The sequence below is a fragment of the Agarivorans sp. D1326 genome, from assembly GCF_056958115.1.
In genome coordinates this window covers 228,941-252,790 of record NZ_JBTWEN010000004.1, presented here as the reverse complement: position 1 = coordinate 252,790, position 23,850 = coordinate 228,941, and the positions used below count along the sequence as shown (strand labels likewise).

At 42.9% G+C, this 23,850-nt stretch carries 22 protein-coding genes and 1 tRNA gene; 13 read left to right on the top strand and 10 right to left on the bottom strand.

Features of this window, described 5'->3' with window-relative positions; translation table 11 throughout:
• Positions 1-2: 2 nt before the first annotated feature.
• The 4 genes from parC (at position 3) to ACYFDN_RS09855 (ending at position 4,350) form a co-directional block, all read left to right on the top strand.
• Positions 3-2,294, top strand: a complete 2,292-nt coding sequence (gene parC / locus ACYFDN_RS09870; RefSeq protein WP_483510941.1) for a DNA topoisomerase IV subunit A — start codon at positions 3-5, stop codon at positions 2,292-2,294.
• 74 nt (positions 2,295-2,368) lie between these two features.
• Positions 2,369-3,151 carry a 1-acylglycerol-3-phosphate O-acyltransferase gene (locus ACYFDN_RS09865; RefSeq protein WP_152784281.1) on the top strand — a complete coding sequence of 261 codons (783 nt, stop codon included), beginning with the start codon at positions 2,369-2,371 and terminating at the stop codon, positions 3,149-3,151.
• Positions 3,148-3,519 carry a ribonuclease E inhibitor RraB gene (gene rraB / locus ACYFDN_RS09860; protein WP_483510940.1) on the top strand — a complete coding sequence of 124 codons (372 nt, stop codon included), beginning with the start codon at positions 3,148-3,150 and terminating at the stop codon, positions 3,517-3,519. The genes ACYFDN_RS09865 and rraB overlap by 4 nt, the downstream gene beginning before the upstream one ends.
• Before the next feature lie 84 nt (positions 3,520-3,603).
• Entirely contained in the window at positions 3,604-4,350 is a 747-nt protein-coding gene (locus ACYFDN_RS09855; RefSeq protein ID WP_483510939.1) for a substrate-binding periplasmic protein, read from the top strand.
• A gap of 177 nt (positions 4,351-4,527) precedes the next feature.
• Here the strand turns inward: ACYFDN_RS09855 and ACYFDN_RS09850 are convergent, their stop codons facing one another.
• The 4 genes from ACYFDN_RS09850 to pepA all read right to left on the bottom strand — a co-directional run bounded on the left by ACYFDN_RS09850 (position 4,528) and on the right by pepA (position 10,246).
• Entirely contained in the window at positions 4,528-5,229 is a 702-nt protein-coding gene (locus ACYFDN_RS09850) for a DUF445 domain-containing protein (protein WP_483510937.1), read from the bottom strand.
• A gap of 60 nt (positions 5,230-5,289) precedes the next feature.
• Positions 5,290-8,151 (bottom strand): valine--tRNA ligase, encoded by a 2,862-nt coding sequence (locus ACYFDN_RS09845; RefSeq protein ID WP_483510935.1) that lies wholly within the window; start codon positions 8,149-8,151, stop codon positions 5,290-5,292.
• Positions 8,152-8,165: 14 nt separating this feature from the next.
• On the bottom strand, positions 8,166-8,612 hold the full coding sequence (locus ACYFDN_RS09840) for a DNA polymerase III subunit chi (protein WP_040307119.1): 447 nt from the start codon (positions 8,610-8,612) through the stop codon (positions 8,166-8,168).
• A 125-nt stretch (positions 8,613-8,737) separates the two neighbouring features.
• Positions 8,738-10,246: a leucyl aminopeptidase gene (gene pepA, locus ACYFDN_RS09835; protein WP_016401647.1), complete on the bottom strand. Its 1,509-nt coding sequence runs from the start codon at positions 10,244-10,246 to the stop codon at positions 8,738-8,740.
• A 192-nt stretch (positions 10,247-10,438) separates the two neighbouring features.
• Here pepA and lptF point away from each other — a divergent pair, with 192 nt between their 5' ends.
• Entirely contained in the window at positions 10,439-11,554 is a 1,116-nt protein-coding gene (lptF, locus tag ACYFDN_RS09830; protein WP_483510933.1) for an LPS export ABC transporter permease LptF, read from the top strand.
• Positions 11,538-12,605, top strand: coding sequence for an LPS export ABC transporter permease LptG (gene lptG, locus ACYFDN_RS09825; RefSeq protein ID WP_483510932.1), 1,068 nt, complete (start codon positions 11,538-11,540; stop codon positions 12,603-12,605). The genes lptF and lptG overlap by 17 nt, the downstream gene beginning before the upstream one ends.
• 2 nt (positions 12,606-12,607) lie before the next feature.
• Here the strand turns inward: lptG and ACYFDN_RS09820 are convergent, their stop codons facing one another.
• The gene (locus tag ACYFDN_RS09820) at positions 12,608-13,078 is read right to left on the bottom strand and encodes an RDD family protein (RefSeq protein WP_016401644.1); all 471 of its coding nucleotides are present in this window, start codon (positions 13,076-13,078) and stop codon (positions 12,608-12,610) included.
• A gap of 406 nt (positions 13,079-13,484) precedes the next feature.
• Here ACYFDN_RS09820 and ACYFDN_RS09815 point away from each other — a divergent pair.
• Positions 13,485-13,569, top strand: a tRNA-Leu gene (locus ACYFDN_RS09815).
• A gap of 47 nt (positions 13,570-13,616) precedes the next feature.
• The gene (locus tag ACYFDN_RS09810) at positions 13,617-13,955 is read left to right on the top strand and encodes a hypothetical protein (protein WP_483510931.1); all 339 of its coding nucleotides are present in this window, start codon (positions 13,617-13,619) and stop codon (positions 13,953-13,955) included.
• Here the strand turns inward: ACYFDN_RS09810 and ACYFDN_RS09805 are convergent.
• The 4 genes from ACYFDN_RS09805 to ACYFDN_RS09790 form a co-directional block, all read right to left on the bottom strand.
• A complete protein-coding gene (locus ACYFDN_RS09805; protein WP_483510930.1) occupies positions 13,952-14,218 on the bottom strand; it encodes a peptide chain release factor family protein in 267 nt (88 codons plus the stop codon). The genes ACYFDN_RS09810 and ACYFDN_RS09805 overlap by 4 nt on opposite strands.
• Positions 14,219-14,286: 68 nt before the next feature.
• Complete coding sequence (locus ACYFDN_RS09800) at positions 14,287-14,838, bottom strand: GNAT family N-acetyltransferase (protein ID WP_483510929.1); 552 nt, start codon at positions 14,836-14,838, stop codon at positions 14,287-14,289.
• Between the two features lie 5 nt (positions 14,839-14,843).
• The gene (locus tag ACYFDN_RS09795) at positions 14,844-15,185 is read right to left on the bottom strand and encodes a hypothetical protein (protein WP_483510928.1); all 342 of its coding nucleotides are present in this window, start codon (positions 15,183-15,185) and stop codon (positions 14,844-14,846) included.
• Positions 15,185-15,667 (bottom strand): hypothetical protein, encoded by a 483-nt coding sequence (locus ACYFDN_RS09790; protein WP_483510927.1) that lies wholly within the window; start codon positions 15,665-15,667, stop codon positions 15,185-15,187. The genes ACYFDN_RS09795 and ACYFDN_RS09790 overlap by 1 nt, the downstream gene beginning before the upstream one ends.
• 868 nt (positions 15,668-16,535) lie before the next feature.
• Here ACYFDN_RS09790 and ACYFDN_RS09785 point away from each other — a divergent pair.
• The 5 genes from ACYFDN_RS09785 (at position 16,536) to ACYFDN_RS09765 (ending at position 22,830) form a co-directional block, all read left to right on the top strand.
• Positions 16,536-17,057 (top strand): plasmid mobilization protein, encoded by a 522-nt coding sequence (locus tag ACYFDN_RS09785; RefSeq protein ID WP_483510926.1) that lies wholly within the window; start codon positions 16,536-16,538, stop codon positions 17,055-17,057.
• Positions 17,054-18,637, top strand: coding sequence for a relaxase/mobilization nuclease domain-containing protein (locus tag ACYFDN_RS09780; RefSeq protein WP_483510925.1), 1,584 nt, complete (start codon positions 17,054-17,056; stop codon positions 18,635-18,637). The genes ACYFDN_RS09785 and ACYFDN_RS09780 overlap by 4 nt, the downstream gene beginning before the upstream one ends.
• 70 nt (positions 18,638-18,707) lie before the next feature.
• Entirely contained in the window at positions 18,708-19,403 is a 696-nt protein-coding gene (locus ACYFDN_RS09775) for a hypothetical protein (protein WP_483510923.1), read from the top strand.
• 147 nt (positions 19,404-19,550) lie between these two features.
• Positions 19,551-22,118, top strand: coding sequence for a tetratricopeptide repeat protein (locus ACYFDN_RS09770; protein ID WP_483510922.1), 2,568 nt, complete (start codon positions 19,551-19,553; stop codon positions 22,116-22,118).
• Positions 22,111-22,830: a histidine phosphatase family protein gene (locus tag ACYFDN_RS09765; RefSeq protein WP_483510921.1), complete on the top strand. Its 720-nt coding sequence runs from the start codon at positions 22,111-22,113 to the stop codon at positions 22,828-22,830. Before ACYFDN_RS09770 ends, ACYFDN_RS09765 begins: the two co-directional genes overlap by 8 nt.
• A 185-nt stretch (positions 22,831-23,015) precedes the next feature.
• On the opposite strand, the gene ACYFDN_RS09760 is transcribed toward ACYFDN_RS09765, so the two are convergent.
• Complete coding sequence (locus tag ACYFDN_RS09760; RefSeq protein WP_483510920.1) at positions 23,016-23,780, bottom strand: endonuclease; 765 nt, start codon at positions 23,778-23,780, stop codon at positions 23,016-23,018.
• Between the last annotated feature and the right edge of the window lie 70 nt (positions 23,781-23,850).

The following is a 23,850-nucleotide window of genomic DNA, read 5'->3' as shown; positions in this document are numbered from 1 at the left end:
GCATGAGTGATGCCAATGAACTCAGTTTAGAAGGCGTTGAACGCCTATCAATGAGTAACTTTACTGAGCAGGCGTATTTAAACTATTCCATGTACGTCATCATGGATCGCGCCTTACCGCATATTGGTGACGGCTTAAAACCGGTGCAACGACGCATTATTTACGCTATGTCGGAGCTAGGTTTATCGGCCAATGCGAAATACAAAAAGTCGGCACGTACCGTGGGTGACGTACTGGGTAAGTATCACCCACACGGTGACTCGGCCTGTTACGAAGCCATGGTATTAATGGCTCAGCCATTCTCCTATCGCCACCCTCTGGTGGATGGGCAAGGTAACTGGGGTGCGCCAGATGACCCGAAATCCTTCGCGGCAATGCGTTATACCGAAGCCAAGCTATCTAAGTTCTCAGAAGTATTACTGAGCGAGTTAGGTCAGGGAACTTGTGATTGGATCCCCAACTTTGATGGCACAATGAATGAGCCTAAGACGCTGCCAGCGCGCTTGCCACACATTCTACTAAATGGTGTTACCGGCATTGCGGTGGGCATGGCTACTGATATTCCGCCACATAATGTGAAAGAAGTCGCTAATGCTTGTGTGCATTTGTTGGATAACCCAAAAGCGCAACTAGAAGACTTATTAGAGCACGTTCAAGCACCTGATTACCCCACCGAAGCTGAGATTATCACGCCAGCCAAAGACATTCGTAAAATCTACGAAACTGGCCGTGGTTCGGTGAAGATGCGTGCAGTATTTCATACCGAAGATGGTGAAGTAGTTATTACGGCATTGCCACACCAAGTGTCTGGTGCCAAAGTCTTGGAGCAAGTCGCCGTGCAAATGCAGGCTAAAAAGCTGCCAATGGTGGTGGACTTACGTGATGAATCAGACCACGAAAATCCTACCCGTATCGTAGTGGTTCCGCGCTCAAACCGAGTAGATGTTGATCAGCTGATGAATCACTTGTTTGCGTCAACCGATTTGGAGCGTAATTACCGAGTTAACCTCAACATGCTGGGCTTAGATAATCGCCCACAAGTGAAAGGTTTAGTGCAAATATTAAGTGAGTGGCTACGCTACCGCCGTGATGTAGTGCGCCGCCGCCTCCAGTATCGCCTTGATAAAGTGCTGGCACGCTTACATATTTTGGATGGCTTGTTGATTGCCTTCCTAAATATTGATGAAGTGATTGAAATAATTCGTACCGAAGATGAACCTAAAGCCGCCTTAATGGAACGCTTTGGTTTATCTAATAAACAAGCGGAAGCGATTCTTGAAATCAAGTTACGCCAACTTGCCAAACTTGAAGAAATCAAAATTCGCGGCGAACAAGCCGAACTTGCTGAAGAGCGCGATAAGCTTGAAAAGCTATTAGGCAGTGAGCGTCGTATGAGCACATTGCTTAAGAAAGAACTCATAGCCGATGCTGAAACCTATGGTGATGAGCGTCGTTCACCTTTAGTTGAACGCTCAGAAGCTAAAGCCTTAAGCGAAAAAGAACTCATGCCTAACGAAGCCATTACCGTGGTCTTATCGGAAAAAGGCTGGGCAAGAGCTGCTAAAGGTCACGACGTAGATGCGCAGGGCTTAAGCTACAAAGCGGGCGATAGCTTCCTTGGTAGTGCTAGTGGGCGAAGTAACCAACAGGCGGTATTCTTTGATACCGCAGGGCGAAGTTACGCACTAGACTCACATACTCTGCCGTCTGCACGTAGTCAGGGCGAGCCTTTAACTGGGCGCTTTAATCCTGCACCTGGTGAAATGTTTAGCCATGTGGTGATGGCCGACGATGAACAGCGCTATTTAATTGCCTCGGATGCTGGTTATGGCTTTATTGGCAAATATGCCGACATGCTTAGCAAAAACAAAAATGGTAAGGCTTACTTAAATCTGCCTGCCGGCAGCAAGGTACTCGCGCCGATTGAAGTGCGCAGTTACGATACCGATAGCTGCTTAGCCATTTCTAACGAAGGGCGCATGTTAGTCTTCCCACTTACTAGCCTGCCAGAGCTAGCAAAAGGTAAAGGTAATAAACTAATTAGCATTCCAACGGCGCGGGTTAAGAATCGCGAAGAATACGTCACTCTGTTGCAAGTGGTGCCCGCCGATGCATCGGTCACCTTGTTTGCCGGTAAGCGCAAACTTACCCTAAAACCAAGCGATTTAGATCATTACCGTGGCGAGCGAGGTCGTCGTGGTAATAAACTGCCGCGCGGTTTGCAACGTGTTGATGGCATTGAAATTGAGGCCACTGCCTTAGAAAATGACGAGCCAACAACAGATGACGCTTAGATTAAGTTTTTCAGCTTACACTTGTTCACCTAAATGACAGCGCGTATACTGCGGGCTGTTTTAATGGGGGTGCCATGTTAGCCGTAATTCGAATTTTGTTTATTGCCTTGGTAATGCTGACGGCATTTCCGTTTGTGATTTTGTACTGTTTAACGCGACCTCGCCATCCCGACTTAGTGCATCAAATTGGTGTACTTATCGCAAAATGTGGTCGCTTTGTGGGTATCGAAGTGGAGCTTAGATATTTAAGCGACGATATTCCCGATAAAGCAGTGTGGATCGCCAACCATCAAAACAGCTACGATATGTTCACCTTACCTTTTGCCTTGCGCAAAGGTGTGGTGTCGATAGGCAAAAAGAGTTTGGCTAAAATTCCATTTTTTGGCCAAATTTACTGGATCACCGGTAACATTCTTATTGACCGTGACCGCCGCAGCAAAGCCGCTGATACGATTAAACAAGCCGCCGAAGCTATCGATAAACGCCATCTTTCGGTATGGATGTTCCCAGAGGGGACACGTAGCTACGGCCGCGGTTTACAAGCCTTTAAAACCGGCGCTTTTCATCTTGCCATGCAAGCTAAGGTACCAATGTTACCGATTTGCTGCTCGTCTACTCATGGCCAAGTAAAGCTGAACCGTTGGAATAACGGTAAAGTGATTGTAGAAGTGGGTAAGCCGATAGATGTGAGCCAATGGAAAGACAATTTACGTGCCGAAATTAGCCAGTTGCACGATACTATGGAACAACGCATCTATGAGCTGACCATGGAAGCGCGTGGCGAAGCCGCCGATTACCAAGAAGTTCATAAAAAACAAGTCGATTTAAATCAAGCCGCGGTGGGAGAGCAAGCATGAGCATGCAGCAAATTATCAGTGATTGGCAAGAAGAAACCGATCTGATTATTCAAGAGTTGTTGGCCGATGGCAGCGATCCTGACGCCGAGTATACCATAGAGCATCACATTGCTAGTAAAGACTTTAAAGTGCTTGAAAAAGCTGCTGTAGACGTTTTTAAAGCAGGTTTTGAAGTAAGCGATGCCGAAGAAGCTGAATTAGAAGATGGCGGAAAAGTATGGTGTTTCGACGTGATTGTTGAAGCCTCTCTTGAAGCCGATGGGATTAAAGAAGATATAGAAACCTTAGCCAAAATCGCTGACAAACATAAAGTGATTTACGATGGTTGGGGCACCTACTTCGAATTTGGTGAAGAAGACGAGCAATAAGCTTTAACTATTCATTATTAAAAGGCGCATTTAGCGCCTTTTTTTTGACTACAATATTAACAACATAAGCCTAAAGGACTAGCTGTGACTTTGTTGCGCATTTTTCTGTGTTTGCTGCTTAGCTACCCAGCTTGGGCACAACAAACCCTGACTACCGCAAATGCGCATTGGCCGCCATGGCGAACCATTGAATCCGACGGCAGCTTGACTGGGATAGAAATAGAGCTGCTTAAGGTTTTAAGTGCGCGTCTGGATTTACAATTACATACCAAAGGGTGTGGCTGGAAGCGTTGCTTAAAGCACATGCTGATGGGCGAAAGCGACGTAATGACCGGGCTGTATAGAAACGCTGAGCGCGAACAATATATGACGTTCGTGGAGCCTGCTTATCGAAGCTTTCAAAGTAATTGTTTTTATTTGAAGCGTGACAGCCAATTTGATCTAAATAGCTATCAAGACTTGTACTCCTTGACTATCGCGGTACAAAGCAAGGTGGCTTACTTTAAGCGTTTCGACCAAGACCAAGGGCTAAGCAAACATGAAGTCATTGATGACCTGACGGCATTTCGTTTACTCAAAGGTCAGCGAGTTGATGCCGTAGTGATGTCTTGTGTGGAAGGGGATTACTTCTTAAAAGAGCAGGGTATTGCTTCATGGTTTAAACATGCTGATTATCGCCAGCAAACACAGCGCCCTGTTTATTTGGCTATCTCAAAGCTGTCACCCTTAGTTGAGCGTCAGCAAGAAATCTCAAACTTACTACAAGCGATGTTAGATAGCGGAGAGATAGACGCCTTGATAGCAGGAAAACAGCTAGCTGGCAGCAACTAGCTGGATGGTACACCAATCGTATTAAGTACCTGTTCATTCTATCTGGTTAAAATACTCGATAACTGCGTTAGAATTTTTGATTGTAGAGTAACTACTTATCGAAAAATCCTGCCTTATTCTCGAGTATTTTTCCTGTGTTATTTCTGGTCACTTACTTAGGGTGATTGCTATTACAACTTAGACTAGGCCATGTATTAGTCCAAACACTCCACCAAAAACACCGCCCCAAACGACCAGCCAGCCTAGGTGCTTGCGAATCATCTCTTGGATGATTTGTTTAACCAATTGCGGAGTGAGCTCAGCAAGCCGCTGTTCGATGATTAAGGTGATTTTTTGTTGCACATCGCCTAGGTGTTCAGGTTGCTCTAATTCTTCTCTGAGTGCTTCGCTAAACTGCTCATCTTGGCTAATTTCAATCACAGCATCTTTGAGTTTTTCTACAAAAGGCTGCTCAAGTGGAGTGAGTGCTTCTTTGCCACCAACCATCGCTAGCATTCCGCCAAAAGATGAGTTTTCGATAGTATCTACCAAGGCATGATAAGCGGGACTAAAGTCAGTTTTATCAATCACTGGGCGCAGATTTAATTGCACCGCTTTTCCACTCGCATCAGAAAGAAAACGGTCGATGTTTTCTGCAGTAAAAAACTGGGTCAACATTAACTGCTTGATGCCGTCTTTAAAGTCGTCAAAGCGCGCCGGAATAACCCCAGAGCCATATAAACCGGGCACTTTTTCAAACAACATATGCACCGCTATCCAGTTGGTAAATGCGCCGGATAGAGCAAACAAACCAATCGAGAAGATTAAGTCATTGGCAGTAAAATAGCCTACAGCTACCAGTAGCAAAGTGGCTAAGTTAGTGAGTAAACTCTTGTTCATTGTTTATCCTTTCACAAATAAAAAAGTCCTCCACTGGAGGACTTTGTCATAAGTTGCAAACTAAAGGGCGGCGATGGTCTCTTGCTGGGCCACCAACTTAGCCTTAGCACTTTCCATTTCGTCTAGTTTGGCACGTTCTTTAGCAATAACTTGCTCAGGTGCATTGGCGACAAACTTTTGATTTGATAGCTTGCCAGACACTTTTGCTAGCTCTTTTTCTAGTTTTTCAAGTTGCTTGCCAATACGCGCTAGCTCTGCATCTTTATCGATTAGGCCGGCCATAGGGATAAGTATCTCCATGTCGCCTAAAATTGCAGTTGCTGAGGCCGGAGCCGCTTCGCCTTCTGCCAATGCGGTGGTGCTTTCTAGTTTAGCTAGAGAAGCCAAAAACGGTGCATTATCGTTTAAGCGGCGTAAATCTTCACTTGAGGCGTTTTTCAATAGAACGTTAAGCGGTTTGTTAGGGCTAATGTCCATCTCACCGCGAATATTTCGAATTGCCAAAATAAACTGTTTAAGCCACTCTAAATCGGCTACAGCGGCTTCATCAATACGTGAGGCATCAAACTCTGGAATGCTTTGCAGCATAATGCTATCACTGGCCTGTGCTTTACCGGCCAATGGCGCAACTTGACGCCAAATAGTTTCGGTAATGTAAGGCGTGATTGGGTGCATTAAACGCAGTAAGCTTTCTAAGATGTTTAGCAAGGTATAGCGAGTACCACGTTGCTGCACTTCGTTGCCTTTAAACAGCACTGGCTTAGTTAGTTCTAAGTACCAACCACAGAACTGGTTCCAGGTGAATTCGTAGATTAGCTGGGCAGCAATGTCGAAGCGGTAAGTATCTAATGCTTCACGGTAAGCTTTGATGGTTTGCTGATATTGGCCTTCGATCCAGCGGTCTGCTAGAGAGAATTCCATTTCGCCGCCGTCTTTACCGCAGTCTTGCTCTTCGGTATTCATTAATACGTAGCGGCTGGCATTCCATAACTTGTTACAGAAGTTTCGGTAACCTTCAAGGCGGTTCATGTCCCAGTTAATATCACGACCGGTGGTCGCCATAGCAGCTAGGGTGAAACGTAAGGCGTCGGTACCGTGGGCTTCAATGCCGTTTTCGAAAGTTTTACGAGTATCTTTTTCGATTTTCTTGGCAAGTTGTGGCTGCATCATGTTGCCACAACGTTTAGTTACTAAGCTTTCTAAGTCGATACCGTCAATCATGTCTAGAGGGTCAAGTACGTTGCCCTTAGACTTCGACATCTTGTCGCCATTCTCATCACGAATAAGCCCCGTTACGTATACTGTTTTAAAAGGTACTTGAGGCTTGTTGTTTTCGTCTTTGATGAAGTACATGGTCATCATTATCATTCTGGCTACCCAGAAGAAGATGATGTCAAAACCGGTTACCAATACATCACTTGGGTGGAAGGTAGCAAGGTTTGGCGTTTTCTCTGGCCAGCCTTGAGTCGCAAATGTCCATAGACCTGAAGAGAACCAAGTATCTAGTACGTCATCATCTTGGCGTAGGCTTACTTCGTCACCTAAGCCGTGTTTGCTACGCACTTCTGCTTCGTTACGACCAACATACACTTTGCCGCTTTCATCGTACCAAGCGGGAATGCGGTGGCCCCACCAAAGTTGCCGTGAAATACACCAATCTTGAATGTCGCGCATCCATGAGAAGTACATGTTCTCGTATTGTTGAGGTACAAATTTGATGTCGCCATTTTCTACTGCTTCGGTAGCAGTTTTAGCTAGCGGCGCGGCACGTACATACCATTGGTCGGTCAGCATTGGCTCAATTACTACGCCGCCTCGGTCACCGTAAGGTACAGTGTTGTTGTGGTCGGCTACTTCTTGTAACAGGCCTAACTCGTCAAACTTAGCCACAATGGCTTTACGCGCTGCAAAGCGCTCTAAACCTTGGAACTCTGCCGGAATATCCGTAGAATAAACTTCTGATGGCTCACCATTGCTGGTGAATACTTCGGCTGCATCGCGAATGTCTGCATTCAAGGTAAGAATGTTGATCATCGGAAGTTTGTGGCGCTTGCCAACTTCACAGTCATTAAAGTCGTGAGCGGGGGTGATTTTTACACAACCAGTACCTTTTTCCATATCGGCGTGTTCGTCACCTACGATAGGAATACGGCGACCGACTAATGGTAGCTCGATGAACTTGCCAATAAGGGCGTTGTAGCGAGGATCTTCTGGGTTAACCGCAACACCCGTATCACCTAACATGGTTTCTGGACGAGTAGTGGCAACCACCAAATAATCTTTACCTTCACTGGTGGTTTCACCATCGGCTAGCGGGTAGCGCAAGTGCCACATGTGGCCTTTCTTTTCTTTGTTTTCAACTTCAAGATCAGAAATAGCTGTGTGTAGTTTTGGATCCCAGTTCACTAGGCGCTTACCGCGGTAGATAAGATCGTCTTCGTAAAGGCGTACAAAGGCTTCTTCTACGGCTTTAGACATGCCGTCGTCCATGGTGAAGCGCTCGCGCTCCCAATCGACCGAGGCACCTAAACGGCGTAGCTGCTTAGTAATTGTGCCGCCAGATTCTGCTTTCCAATCCCAAATTTTGTCGATGAAAGCCTCACGACCATAGTCATGTTTGGTTTTGTCTTCTTCAGCGGCAATTTTACGCTCTACCACCATTTGGGTTGCAATGCCGGCGTGGTCAGTACCCACTTGCCACAAGGTGTTTTTACCTTGCATGCGTTGGTAGCGGATCAAGGTATCCATAATGGTGTCTTGAAACGCATGTCCCATATGCAAGCTGCCAGTGACGTTTGGCGGTGGGATCATAATGCTGTAGGCGTCTTTAGTGGTATCGCCATGCGGCTTAAAGTGGCCTTGTTGTTCCCATTCTTGATATAGCGCTTGTTCAATTGCGCTTGGGTTGTAGGTCTTTTCCATTGGATGTACTGACTCTATATAATTTCTGGGTTTGTGTACGCTGCGGTGTCTAATTGTAGACCCTGTTGGCGATACACTCGATAACGTTCTCTAGCCGCAGCCTTGCCGGTTTCATCTGCTGGCACAAAATCGATAATATGTTGAAAATTTCTAGCAAAATCTGGTGCCGTTTCAGTGAGGTTCACTAAACACTGGCGACGTTGCCTAGGTGCCTGCCACGATATTTCGACAGGCGCCCCTCCTTGGGGGCCTTCACCACTGAGGTTGTGCGGCACAAATTGCTCGGCTTCAAATTGCCAAAGCACTTCGTCAATCCGCTCTGCATGCTGCTTGGAAGAGGTATACACCTGTATGCGCTCCCCGTTTCGATAGTATTGTGCAAGCACATCGCACACTATTTTATCGAACGCTTCGCTGTCAGTGATGACAGAATCGGGCATGATATAAAATTTCGCTTTCATACGCTAGAGACTACTTGTTTGAAATATGCACGGCAATGCTTAGTTTTAGGCCTTTGAGCAAGAAATTTTGCCCTGAAAAGAAAAGAGGGAGCAAATGCTCCCTTCTAGTGAATAAGCGGATTGGCTTATTCTTCTATTTCTTGATCAGTTTTGCTAATTAAGAATTGTGTAAGCAATGGCACTGGGCGACCAGTTGCGCCTTTTTCGCCGCCGCTCTTCCAAGCTGTACCGGCAATATCTAGGTGAGCCCAGTTGTACTTTTTAGTAAAGCGCGACAAGAAACAAGCTGCAGTAATAGAGCCTGCGGTTTTACCACCAATATTGGCCATGTCGGCAAAGTTACTGTTTAGCTGCTCTTGATACTCTTCGCCTAAAGGTAGTCGCCAGGTTTTGTCACCACTTTGCTCGGCACAGTTAAGTAAGTCGTGTGCTAGTGGGTTGTGCGGCGTCATTAAACCGGTGGTGTGATGGCCTAGCGCAATAACACAGGCACCTGTTAGGGTGGCTACATCAATCACGAGCTCTGGCTCGTAACGTTCTACATAGGTGAGCACATCACACAATACCATGCGGCCTTCAGCGTCGGTATTTAGCACTTCTACAGTAATGCCCGACATAGTGGTGATAACATCACCAGGGCGATAGGCGTTGCCGCCAGGCATGTTTTCACAACCTGCAAGAATGCCGGTAACTTTAAGCGGTAACTGTAATTCGGCCAGTGCTTTCATAGTGCCATAAACACCTGCAGCACCGCCCATGTCGTATTTCATTTCATCCATGCCAGCGCCTGGTTTTAGTGAAATACCGCCTGAGTCAAAAGTAAGCCCTTTACCTACCAATACAATTGGTTTTTGGTCTTCACAGCCTGGTGCGCAGTACTCAATCACACTCATGATTGATTCGTTATCTGAACCACGACCTACAGCCAAGTATGAGTCCATTTTAAGTGCCGCCATTTGCGCTTCACCTAAGGTGGTTACTTTTACGTTGTCGTAGTTGCTTTGTAACTCTTTAGCTTGTTCAGCTAAATAAGCAGGGTTACAAATGTTAGGTGGTAAGTTGGCTAGGTCTTTAGCGTGTTTAACCCCTTGAGCTACTGCTAAACCGTGTTGAACGGCGCTTTCACCAATGGTGAGCTCACGACGGGTAGGCACATTAAATACAATTTTACGCAGTGGGCGACGAGTTTCTTCGCGATTGCTTTTCAGCATATCAAAGCTGTAGAGCGTTTCTTGAGTGGTTTCTACTGCTTGGCGAACTTTCCAATAGGTATTGCGAGACTTAACATGCAACTCTGGTAAGAAACATACCGCTTCCATTGAACCCGTTTCGTTTAGGGTATTAATGGTTTTAGTAATGATTTGGCGGTACTGGCGCTCGTTTAGTTCGCGCTCTTTACCACAGCCAACTAATAATACCCGCTCGCTTAATACGTTAGGTACATGATGCAATAACAGTACTTGGCCAGCTTTGCCTTCTAAATCACCGCGACGTAATAAGGCGCTAATATAGCCATCGCTAATTTTGTCGAGTTGTTCGGCAACGGGCGATAAACGACGTGGTTCGTACACACCAACAACTATACACGCACTACGTTGCTTCTCCGGGCTACCGCTTTTTACGCTAAACTCCATGAATACTCCTACAATCTCCAAAACTGGGTTAAGATAGCTAACCTGCTAGAACGGGTGGCCGATTCTATCTACTGTTTAAATAAATATGAGCTATACAGGCACATATTGCTATGTGAAACTGTAAAAAATAGAAAGTTTATCTGAATTTTTTGCTATTACCAGCAAAGTTCTATGTTTGAAGTGAATGACTGAGTGCTAATATTCCGTTACTTATTTAGAGAAACAGCAAAAACCCAACTGGCGGTGTTGGCTGTTTTATTATTGATTTTTACCTCGCAAAAGTTTGTTCGAGTCTTATCTCAAGCCGCCGAAGGCAACGTTGCGGGTGAAATTATCGCCAAGGTCATGTTATTGAACATGCCTGCCTTTTTGATTCTTATCCTACCAATAAGTATGTTTATCGGCGTTTTGGTGGCTCATGGCCGTTTATACGCAGACAGTGAAATGGTGGTGCTGCAAGCCTGTGGTTATAGTACCGCTCAGTTGCTGCGCGATACTATGGTGCTGGGTTTGCTGTCTACTGCGGCCGCAGGTTTTAACACCTTGTATTTAAGCCCATATACCAACGAGTTAGAGCAACAGCTATTTGACCAAATGGATGCCGAGGCCGGCATATCGGTGTTGGTGCAAGGGCGCTTCGAGTCTTTGGGCGGCGGGGTGGTGACCTTTGTGGAGCAAATTGAAAACAAAGGCCAACATCTTGAAAAAGTATTTGTAGCGCATACGCCTGCCGAAGGCAGCGATACTCGCCCTTCTGTGGTAATGGCAGAAGAGGGTGGTATTGAGCGACGAACCGATGGCTCTCAATGGATGGTGCTAAGTAATGGTAAACGTTATGAGCAAGCACCTGAGGAACTGGATTACAGCATCTTACACTTCGAACGTTATCGAGTGTATTTACGCGAACAAGAAGGTAATCAATCGCAACGCCGCTTGTGGTCTTTGCCCACAAAACAGTTAATTGGCTCTGAGGATTTAACCCAAATTGCCGAGTTGCAATGGCGTATTTCTCTGCCGCTTACAATTCCTATTTTAACCTTAATGGTAGTGCCTTTAGCGGCAGTGAATCCACGCCAAGGCCGTTACGCCAAATTGCTGCCTGCTATTTTATTGTACCTAAGTTATTACCTGATGCTGAGCGCCGCAAGAAGTGCGCTGGAAGAAGGTAAAATACCGCCAGAAGTGGGCTTGTGGTCGGTACATGCCTTAATGTTGTTTATTTCACTTGGCTATTTGTTTATACGCAGTGAGTATTATTTGAAAGTTCGCGGAAAAGTTAAAGGAAAGGCCTGTGTTTCGGATTCTTGATTGGTATATAGGCCGCACCATTATCATGTCTAGCTTGCTAGTTCTTGTGACTTTGCAAAGCTTGAGCATGATTGTGAAATTTGTCGAGCAGCTGGGGAGCGTAGGGCAAGGCGATTATCAAATTGTCGATGCCCTTTGGTATGTATTACTTAGTGTGCCTCGTGAGCTAGAAATCTTCTTTCCCATGGCTGCGCTGCTTGGCTCGTTGATTGGCTTAGGCTCTTTAGCTAGCACTAGTGAATTAGTGGTCATGCAAAGCTCGGGTTTATCACGGTTTAATATTGCGGTAGCGGTTCTAAAAACTGCAGTACCAATGATGATTGTGATGATGTTGTTGGGTGAGTACGTGGCTCCTCGTGCAGACATGGCCGCTAAAGAGTTGCGCTCAAGTAAAATGTCGGGCGGAGCCATGGTTGCAGTGCAGCGTGGAGTGTGGGCAAAAGATGGTGAAAGCTTTGTAAATATTGGCGAAGTGCAAGAGAGTAAAGAGCTATTTAACATCACCATCTATCGCTTTAATGATGATGCAGAGTTGTACCAGCAAGTAGAAGGAGACCAGGCGGTTTATGATACCAACCGGTGGTTGATTAAAGACGCCAAAGTTATCGATTTTAGTGATGATGGGGTTATTGAGACTCGCTATGAGAACTATCCTTGGAGCAGTACGCTAACTCCCGATAAATTGAGTGTAGTAACCGTTAAACCTCACGATCTGTCTATCTCAGGCATGTACTCTTACATTGGCTACTTAAAGCAAAACCGCCAAGACCCAGCACGTTACGAGCTAGCATTAGCGCGTAAGTTAATGATGCCGATACTTACCGGTATTATGATGCTTTTAGCTTTGTCGTTTGTATTTGGCCCACTGCGTAGCTCGAGTATGGGAGCAAAAATCATGTTGGGTGTGGTGGCTGGCTTTAGCTATTACATCTTAGATCAGGTGCTTGGCTCAATGAGTCTGGTTTACGGAGTACACCCTTACATTAGTGCTTCAATACCTAGTGTACTCGTACTAGGTATTGCGTTCTTCTTGATTAATCGTAGAACCTAGCGTTACTTTTTCGGCAAAGTCACCACTTGGCATCTGCCCCAAATATCTTGGAAAGCAGTGTTGTCTTTGGTGACTATTACCATCAAATTTCCTACCCCAAGAGCCGAAGTAAATAAACGAATCAGTGCTTGGGTGTAAGAAATGTTCGAGCCGTCTTTATTTTGCACCCGTAAACGCCAAGCTCGCATTCCAATGGTTTGGCCATGGTTATGCCAAAACCAAATATAAAACATGATTATGCTGCCCCAAATTAAGCCCTGAAACCAAATTTGACCAACTAGGTAAGTAGAGTGCTCAACCCCTTCAGGGAGCGTAATAAGCCCTATGCTGGTACCTATTGCTACTGCAGCTAAACCAAGCATGGTGGCTACCATGCCAATAGCAATGGCCATTAAAGCATCGTAAATATAAGCCCCTAAACGACGAAAGAAACCTGCGGTTGGCAGTGAAGTGGTAGCGCTAGCGTTAGCCATGGTTTTGTTGCCTCTAAGAAATTTCTTGTATGGTAGCAAATCTGCGCTGGCTGAGAATTAATCTGAGCAGCAAAATCATCGACTTTCTTTCACTAACAGGCTGCTAGCACAATTCTTAAACACTTAGTGGGCTTTAAAACAAAAAGCGCTTGCCAATCTAAAAACGCAGCTTATAATGCCAATCACTCGCCAAGGCGGGTAAACAAATGCCAGAGTGATGAAATTGGTAGACATAGGGGATTCAAAATCAATTGTTAAGGTTTTGAGTTTTCAGAAAAGTATAATAATTTCAAGCGTTTGGTAGAAAAGTGCTTGCGAAAGTACAGTTGTATGATTGTGTATGAAAAACTTCGATGGTATCATACGCAATTAGTTAGCCGAACTAACTGGCTAACATAAAAATAATGGCGATGTGGTGAAATTGGTATACACGCTAGATTCAAAATCTGGTGCCTTCGGGCGTAGCGGTTCGACCCCGCTCATCGCTACCATCTTTCTGTACTTGTATTATTCCTCTTAGCTAATCAGCTATTATCTCATGAAATTCGCATATCGACACAACTACCGCCGAATCGAATTCGATGAAGACGGCCCCGTTGGCAAATCTGGAATTTCAGGCTCTTCTCTCCCTGCTAGACTCAAAAACGGCGAGCATAAGTTTTTCCCTTTTACAGGCTATATTACTAAGCTCGATGCAAAAGGGATGGGGTTAAGTTGGTGTAAGATAATGCACATCGAAGCTCAGCGATCAGCGGATGATCAACCCTGGATTGACCTCGATAAAGAAGGCTGGATTTTGGGCGCAACTGATACAGTTCTACTTTGGATTGTGCTGAACGATACGAAGACGGGACTGGTTACTTCATCAGAACTCTAATCAGAAGCATCCAAATCGTAAAAGAATTTATTCCTTTCTATCAAGTCATCTTCATCAATATCAGCAAAGCGCAACTTAACCAGCTCTAACTTAAGCTTCTCCATCGCAGCTTGCTTGTTTAAGTGCTGACTTCGATGCTCTGTAATTTTGACCACAATCCCACTTTCTATGTGTTCAATTTGAACACCGACATGTGCGCCCAAGTGTCTAGTATTCTCAGAAGGGCACACACTTACGATTATGTCTTTCTCGCTTAAGCTCATGTTGATTACTCTTTGTGCACAAAAGATGATCGGGTTTCTTAATTAGAATAAAAAGTGATCGATTGAAGCTATAGTTTTATTGCTTTCAACTCTTTAATTGCACGCTTAAAATGCTTCTTGTTGTCTTCAATTTTTTTCTTCTCTTTTCTCATCTCATAAATTTCAATATTCGACTGTAGAGTATAGATATTCAACTTCAGCGATTTTGCTAACTCCCCCTCATTTAGCTCGCTTTTTAAAAAATGGCGAAACCCGAATTTTTTAGCAAAAGCTAATGAGTTGTCGTTGTATGACTCAATAGCAATATTACGAATGCCGTACTGCTCCGCTTCTTCAGTGAGAAATCTAAGAAACTCTGTGCCATAACCTTTTTTTTGATGCTTTTCTTTGAAGAATAATCGAGCAATAACCAAGGTGTTCTCAGGCCAATCTCCTGCTGGTTTCCAGCGCAAGTAAATGTCGTACCGCCTGTTTTTTCCGCTGGCGTCTATAGTTAGCCCGTCTGAGAATATGTTCTCAGATTTTTTGCGCCCAAATCTACTTTGTAGCCAATTTGCTAACTGCCAGCCAAACTCTTCAATTTCAGTTTCTTGCTGCTGAGCAAGCTCTTCGTCTAACATGACTGCTACTCCTTGCTCTGTTTTTCTAGTGCGTATTGATTGCGTTGCTGTTGAATACGCTTCACTGCTAGAAGCGAATTATCGTTTTCTAATGTAGCGAATGGGGTATAAAGACATCTGGGGGTTGAGACAAGCCTTTCCAGCTCTAATTGCGTAATGTTACTAACGTCATAGTTGATGGGGTCGAAGTTGAAGTTGTATTTTACTCCAAAAACATGATCTCCAATTACCGCTGTAAGCTCTTCTATGTATGAATCAAGCCCATCTTTTGCATAGATAAGCCTGATAACTCTGTTGTCTGCTCTTAAATCTAAGAAAGCAATTTCTACAGGCGAGATTTCTATCATTACTCAAAATCCCCTGGCTTGAGCTTAACTACACGAGCCAATTTGCCGTGCTTCTTAATTTCGGCATCAGAGAGGCTCTGATCTTTGTGCTTTTGCATTGACGCTGACTTGCTGCCTTTAACCTCAAAAGAGACAATATCACCTAGCTTCAGGCCAGCTAATTTCATCGCTTCATCTGACAAAGGAAAAGCACCGTTTTTGCCAATTTTTGCGTGCAACACAGCTCTGTAAGGTTCCCATTTGTCTAAATAGTGTTCTCTTTGCTTTCTAGACATTCTGCGAAAATTGGTCGCATCTTCTCTCATCCACCCAATATTGTTCGAGCCTCGCCTAAGAAATGCTTTCTCTCTGCGTATTGCGCCCTTTATCCAGCCGTTTGACCACAAAATTTTCAGCCAGATATCGAAGGGATGGCGCTCAGGCTTTGACTTCAAAAGCTTGGTTAGGCTTTGTTTGTTACGCTTTGCTAGCTTTCTTTTCACAGCTTTATCCACCGTTTCTGTGAGTAATTGCCTCAGTTGGCAGTTCAGGTGCCACAAATGGCAGTTACTAAAATAGGTGTCCCAGATTAAATTCTAGCAACACATACGCCGCAGTTAATCCTAATATTTAAATACAGCCGCATTTTTGACAAATAAATATTTTTTACGTTGGGAGATTTTGTTCAATACGCTACAACAAGGCATATTAATCTACCCTTTTGAAGCACATAAAAGCAATACCACACAATGGCTAATTTCCGCGCCTGCGCGGGTGAAAAATAAACACATGAACACACAACTGTAGTTACACTTGTACACACAAATGAGAGCACAAAATAATAGCTAGACTTCATGCTGGGTCAGAGTAATTGAGTAACATTTCAGTACTTGCTTAGTCACATTTTCACACTTCATATTTAATTTAACGCCTGTTTCTTTAGGCTGGCAGCTAGCACTTCACAGTTATACATTTGAGATTCAACACTTGACGTAGAAAGCGCTTCAATTAGGGTTAAAAAGTTAGCAAAAAAATATTAAATATCAGGTATATAACAATAAAATTCACTTGGTCAAAAATGATACAGGTTAGTTGATATAAACATTTAAATAATGAGATAATTAAGATGTAGAAAGGATATTTAAATTCACTTTCACAGTTTGCGAATGATTCGTTATATTATTTTAAATAATAAGATAGCAAGCAGGAGTCTCCAAGAAATTTCGAGTTCCTCTAAATTATCTCTCCGACAGCTTGCCCCTAACTCGCTTCCGCGAATCGGGGAAAAGAAAAAATATATATCGCTTCCGCGAATACATTTTAAAAAGAATAAAAACACATTAATAACTAAAATAATAAAGGTGTCAAATTATGGCTAGATTAGCAAAAGAAAGAAGGGAGAAACTCCAGAAGCAATATTTAGGAAAAAAAGCAGGCAGAAAAGAGCTTGCCGAGGGTGTAAAGCGCGAAATTAAAATAGGCGTAATGTTTAATGATGCGGAATACGCACTACTACTTAAGAAAATTGCTCAGTCTAATCAAGAAAAACCAGCTGTCTACTGTCGTGACATTCTACTGGGTCATCAAGTAGCTACTCCTATCCGCATTCCTAGCGTTAACAGAGAAGCATTAAAGGCCACGCAAAGCCTAACTTCAAACATCAACCAGCTTATTAAACACATGCACGAAAGTCTTGAGGGTGTTGCAAGACCTGGCGAAATCAGAAGCGCCCTGAACGATTGCAGAGACCTTAGTTTAACTTTGGGCGCGATGCGTGAAGATGTGCAAGGCAAGATGACTAAAGCTCGCATAGCTGAGTTCGCATACTCTCGCTTGCGTCTTGAAGACTTAGAACTCTTAGTGGCTCGTAAGAAAATGGAGCGCATGCAATGATCGGAGAAATCTTAGAGTGTGGTAACACAGCTGGTAACAGAAAAGATGCACTAGAAATGGTTTCGTATGCGTTCGGCTACTCAAAGCATGAGCACCCTGCGGACAAAGCTGAGTTCGTCACTTCACAAAACATGCGTAACCTTAACCCGCTTTTCTTCATCGAGCCTGGTAGTGGCAAAAGCAATAAAGGAGACATTCCCACAGAGCTTCATGAGTACGCAGCCGAGTTTCAGGAGATGATTGATTTAAACCCGAACGCAAGCATTCCTTTAAAACACTTTATGATTTCCCTCGCTGATAGCGAGAAATTGACCACTTCTCAATGGTCTTCGCTTGCAACAGACTTTATGACAAATATGGGCTACGAACATTGCAGATGGTTTTGCGTAAGACATACAAACACTAACAATGATCACATCCACATCTTCGCTTGTTCTATCCAAGACTTACCTAAAAATCCCGTGGTAAGCCAGTGGCGTGACAAAGAGAACATGACAAATCTTATGCGCAAGTACGAGAAAGAGTACGTACTCCAAGAGCTTCCAAACCCTTTCAACCCTGAGGCTGAGACTCAATTTATCAACAATGCCCCAAAGCAACCAAGCAGAGCCAAGGCCATCAGAGCAATTAGAGACAGAGTCGATTACATCATCGAGCACTCCAATCGCACTGGCACTCAGGTAAACATGAAGCAGTTTGTGCACAAACTAAGAAACCTGGGCGTATCAACACACGTGCAGTTTCAAAAAGGTAAAGCACGAGGCGCGGCGTTCTCTGCGCTTGGCTACAAAGTGAGCGGCTCAAAACTTCATGCTTCTAAGCGCTATAGCATAGTTAATTTAATGAATCGCAATGCTAACTTTAACTTCGACTTAGAAGACTCTGACACTCACAATTTCTTAGAGAGGAATAATAGGGTTGAAGCGGATCACTTCGAGCATGGCCGCTATTGGGAACTTGAAGATGTGCCTGAACTTCCGCCCCTACCAGCTCCAGTTGTTAACAAACCAGAAGGTCAAGAAGAGCAAAAACCACTTGATGGCATGAAACTAGGCGAGCGAAGCATTGCGCCCAAGCAGGCCGATTTCGCATTAATGATCAAGTTCAACGTCAAGAGTCTTAAGCTTATTAGACGCATTGTTCCCCGCAGACCAACTTACTACTTCCGCAACAAGGCTCATATCCACATGTGCTGGAAGGGTAAAACCAAGGCTGAAATCGAGATATTGAAGTCTGCGAAGCTTGGCATTGAGCTTGTAAACAAAATGATAGAGAGATGCAAGAGGAATAAAGAAGCACTGCAAGAAGCGGTTCTAGACTATCAAATCATGAAACTGGAAGAGTGGGAAAAGCATATTCAAGAAGAAAATCAGAGACTATCAAGCTCATGGAACATGAGGACTTATGGTCAGCTAGAGCCTATGAAATTCAAAAAAGGCATTGAGCTGAGGATGAGCAACAATCCAAATAAAGATGCTTACGACCATTTCACTGAGCAGTTAATCTCTGAAATGACGCATAATCCAGACGGAGGTGATAGTAACTTAGAGAATTCTGCTTCGCTCGATTGCGATTATTAAGCGGTAAATTAATGTTGATTCACTATTTGCTCAATGTTATTGTATAAGATAAGAACAATTAGTGGGCAACATGAACTCAGTAAACAATCTAGACAGCTACTTTGAAGAGAGAAAGAAAAAAGAAGAAGCAAAACTTAATTTCACAAATTCGGGGAACAAAATTTACGCTCGTCGACGAGTGAATAGAAAGTATGTAACGCTTCTGAGTATTCACAAAGATCACCCTGCACTTCCCAAATTTTCATCTTCAGAACTCATTGAAATGTGTAATCCAGACCTGGAGCCGATGACTAAGAACGAGTATGAGCAAGTTATCGCATTTTGGATGCCTTGGCAGCTTCATCGTGATGAGAAGAAGCTTATACAGGAGCGAGGGTACACTGAAATAAAAAAACCAGATAGTGGTAAATTGGAAGATTGGAGTCTTACTGGCATTGAGCGTTATATTCATAAAGTTGCTTATTTATTCGATGTTTTAGAGCAGACTGATAAACCAGTTGATGCCACGGAAGCTCAAAAGCTATATCAAGCGTGGAATAGAGTTGTTACTAGGTTAAGAAGAGCTGGTTATGAGCAAAAATACTTCGAATACGCCATTTTTGAAGAAGCTGATGAAAGTGCTTTAGAGTCAATAGTTAGAAGAGTTTTCAATGCAGCTGACCTGACTAGTTTTGCAGAGCGACTGACTCGCAAACGCTCTGGCAAAGATGGTAAGGTAAAGTACTCTGAACACAACGTGCATGCACTGTTGGAAGTGTACGAATAACATGACCCAGAAACAAATGCTTTCTGATTGTCTCTGTTCAGTCCACTTGATTAGCGTCTATTGATTGTAGAAATTTAGCTCTTGTGTATGAGTTTCAGTGTTCTGTTGGTAGAGATTAGATTAATAGCAAAGCAGGGAGGCTTATTTATGGATGATATTTTCGTAGGAAAGACTAGAGGCAAATTAGTTAATAGCCTAATCACTGAATATAAAGTTTCTAGTCTAAGTGATAATGCCATACCTAAAATGCAGATTCTATCAGCACCAATGGGTTGGGGAAAGACTGCGGTAATTCAGGAGTTTTATAGGGTTTTAGCGCGGGATTTCCAAGTTAAAGGTAAGGAATATTGGCCAGAACAAATAACATCTAGCCGATTGACTTCAGGAATTGTTACGAAGCGAAAAGTGCTATATCCAAGCATTGTTGATATAAAAAAATCAACTGAAATCAAATGGATGTGGTTGGGGTTGAGTTGTGGCACTAGGAGTGATGGATATCCTATTAATGCTTTGAATGAGGCTTCTTCTCAAGTAGTTGCTCATTCAATAGCTTTAGAGTCAGTAAGGAACAAATCTCTAAAAGATCACTTAAATGATGTGGGATTAGGTAGTGTAAACGAAGTATATCAGAGTGGCAGCCCTGTTCTGGGTTTGATTGCAGGGTTAAGCTCAATTGCAAACCCTGTATTTGGGGCTGTGGCGTTGACACCTACCTTGATTGACTTGGCTAAAAGGACTATTCACCATACAAGACAAATATATAACTCTCGTAACAGATTAGATTATTCTAAAGGTATAGATGGGCTAATTACTCAAGAGGAAGTTGATGTACAGAAAGGTATAGAGTCAGCTAAGAAAATTATAGATATATCAAACTCTTACACCCCTGTTGTCATCGCAATTGAAGATATTCATCTGGCGGACACATCCTTGTACAGTTTTTTGTCCCATATTATGAAATCTGTATGTAAAATACTTATTGTATCTACAGCACATCCAGAGTGTTTTGACTCTGAACTAACTAAGTATTCAAATTTTAATTTATTTATTAAAAATATTAACGGGGGGTATAGGGCACACAGCTTGCCGCCATTAGATATTTCTGATTTCAAAAAAATAATTCTCGATGAAGCTCCAAATACGGAAAGCAACGTGTTAGATAAATATGCCAGCCGCTTTCACCCCAACCCTTTAGCTTTAAAACAAAGTTTTGAATTTTTGAAAGTAAAGAGATCAATAAAGAATAAAGCCATCACCTTGTCTATACAAGAAATAGAAAGTTTAGAGGCTGATTTAGAATCGCAATATAAAGTAAAATGGAAAGAGTTTCCTAGTAATATTAAATACGTATTAACTATTTCAGCTTTTTTAGGGCGAGAATTCTTACAAGGCCTGTCGATTGAGCTGGCAACTTTAGCGGGAGTTGATAAGGCTGGTGAAGCTATAAGAAAGGTTCAAAGTCCCTTGTCTTGGATTTTTCCACAAGATGAAAATGTATTGATTTTTTTGGAAAAAGATATATTTAATACTGTGCGAACTGAGCTAAATAACGTATTTACTGAAGTCGAACTTGAAAAGTTAGCTGAAAACCTAAAAAGCATAACTCTATCAGAAAATGATTACATTAGTAATCTAAATGGTTGTGCTCGATACACGCTTTCTAAATGTTTATACAGTTTCTTGATGAAAGAAAGTATAGATGTATCTGATAAACAGGCCGTCTTAATTGCTCTTGAGTTATCGCAAGGTTATTTTTTAATTGGTGAGTACGAGCTAGCAATAAGAGTCATTGACTCTATTTATTGTCGGGTCCCTGCTGTTTTACACCCTCAACTCTTGTTAAGCAAAATGAAAATATTATTCTACTTGGGACGTTATGAAGAGGTATTAATAGAGTATGCCAAGTGCTTCAGAAATTCAGCTCTAAATACTCTGCAAAAAATTGAGTTAGAATATATCGCAGCTGAAACTGAAGCTAACCAAGGAGATTATGAATTAGCTAGACTCAGGCTGGAAGAAATTGGTGTTTTCGATGAAATGACTGGATTAGGGCAACAAATAGCCATTTTAGATTGCAGGTTAGATGCTGAGAATGGTCAATTTACCGACGCAAGAGATAAAGCGCTGCTACTTTTAAAACGGGGAATAGTTAACACTTCCGATGAGCTAGATTTAAAAATGTCTCTTAGTTGGTACTTTAGTCGCACTGGAGATAACGTCGGCGCATTGGCACTAGCTAAAGATAATATGGAACAGGTTATATATTACTTTGGCAGTAATTCAAAGCATTCGCTTGAAGCCACAAATAACTATCTGAGGTTTCTCGATCGGTGTGGTGAACATAAGAAGGCAGCTTTAGAAGGTCGCGAGCTTTTAGTTAAGTATGACCATGTGCTTGGTGAAACCCATTTAGATACATTGAAAGCACTGAATAACCAAATACGATATGAGAGGCTGGCTGGATCTTTAGAGCAATCCTTGGGCGTTGCTGAGTTGATGTACAGAAGGTGGAGCAATCTAGATGATTTGAAACATCCAAAGGCTCTAGATGGGCGATTAGAGAGATTGTTGACTTTAAGTCAGTGTGCTCGGAACCCTCCAGAAAAAGAAATTGCCCAATTAATAACTGACTTTGACAGTACCTTAGGGAAAGCACACCCAAATTGTGCGAGAGCAAAAAAAGCAGTAGATAATATGAGAGCTAATTATGAATAAAAACATTTGTCTTTTTGGTTTGCGAAAAATAACCCTTGTAAGGCATGGCGAAGCGGAGAAGTTTGCTCAGGATTTACACATGCATCATTCTCAACCTCCTTTAACTAAAAATGGTATTCATCAAGCCAAAAACTTGGGAGACCACCTATCAAAAATGTATACAGATGGCTTTGATGTCTATGCTTGTTCTGAATTTTTGAGAGCAAGGCAAACCGCTGCTAACATGGGGCTAAATAGTGCTCAATGGATAGTTGATACTCATTTAGTTGAGGGGAGCAGAGGGTGTATTGATAGCCCTGATAACAACTATGACCCAGAAATATCTAAATTGTATCGAGGCCCAACTGGTTGGTGGGAGCAGCTTCCAATGATTGAAAGAAAAATCGATGTTGCTATTCGAGCTGAACTTGCGCTAAGAAGGTTAGCTGAAATTTCACCAGGAGGACACGCTCTTATTGTCGCTCATGCTGCGATGATTTGGCGCTTGCGAATGCGAATAGAAGGTTGGTCAATTAGTAAATACAATGAAAAAACCTCTACTAAATGCGAGCAGATTGGTAATTGCGATACCTTAGAGTATGAAATAAGAAGTGACAACAGTTCATATTTTAAACACAGCTGCTATTTATCGGAACATCAGGCATACATTGGCGATTGGGAAAAATGTAAACTTTCTACAGTCTCAAACGATGAACTACTCAAACTAAAATGAGTATTCCGAGTTTATTTCTCCACCTTCTATATAGCACTTTAGCTGTAGTAATTCAGAGCTAATCTTACGCTCAAGAGGTGGGAGAAAATGTTCAATTTAATCGCAAAAGGATCTTTATCAAGCAGTGCGTTTCCGTATTTTAGGATTCAAATGTTATCCGTGAATAGCTAAAATTTATGTTTGAGTCAATGACGTGAACCGACAGCCGAGGTTAAGCAAGCCTTAGCCATTACATTATTTACATTTCCTTGAATATTTTCGATCCGCTTGGCTCTTAAACACTCCCATGTGGAAGCTGGGTACATTTTATCCCAGGCCTCCATTAACTGAAGTTGGGCTTTGCTCATCTGATAATTTGAATAAGTCTGGTGCATATAGAGATATGTCCGCGCTATGCGCCCTCTAGCCTCAACTGGCGGCTCAACTTTTCTGTTATCTATCTTAACCTCACAAGCACCAAAGGATGAGTCAGTGGCTGGTAGCATACTGAAATTATAATTGCTGCGCATAGCATTAACAGCACCGATTGTTGGAAATAAGTTATACAAATCTGACTGCATAAACCGATAGCTTTGATTTGTCTTTTCTGCGCACCTTCGGCCTTTATAAGCCTTTCCTTTTGATGTCACACAAGCTTCATTTCCCTCACGCCATGATAGGTATGTTCGCCCAAAATTTTCGGCAGGCACGACATGCTCCCATTCAACTCGCTTTGCGCGCTTTTTATGCTTTTGGGTTTCAAAACCAAGAGGCAAGGAAACTAATTTTTTTTCAGTAAATGCAGCACCACAATACAAGGTTTTTCTATGGTCATAGTATACTTTCTGTTCAAGCAGCTTCTTTGCTTTACTGAAAGATTCAATGGATTCATTCCCTTGCGCATGAGCAAGGGGAACAACCACGCAATAAACAATCGAAAATATGAATAATTTAATTGTCTTTTGACACATCCTAATCCTATTTACATTGAATTCGAGGGGACTTAACAAGTAAACACTTTTGTTATTACAGATATAGCCT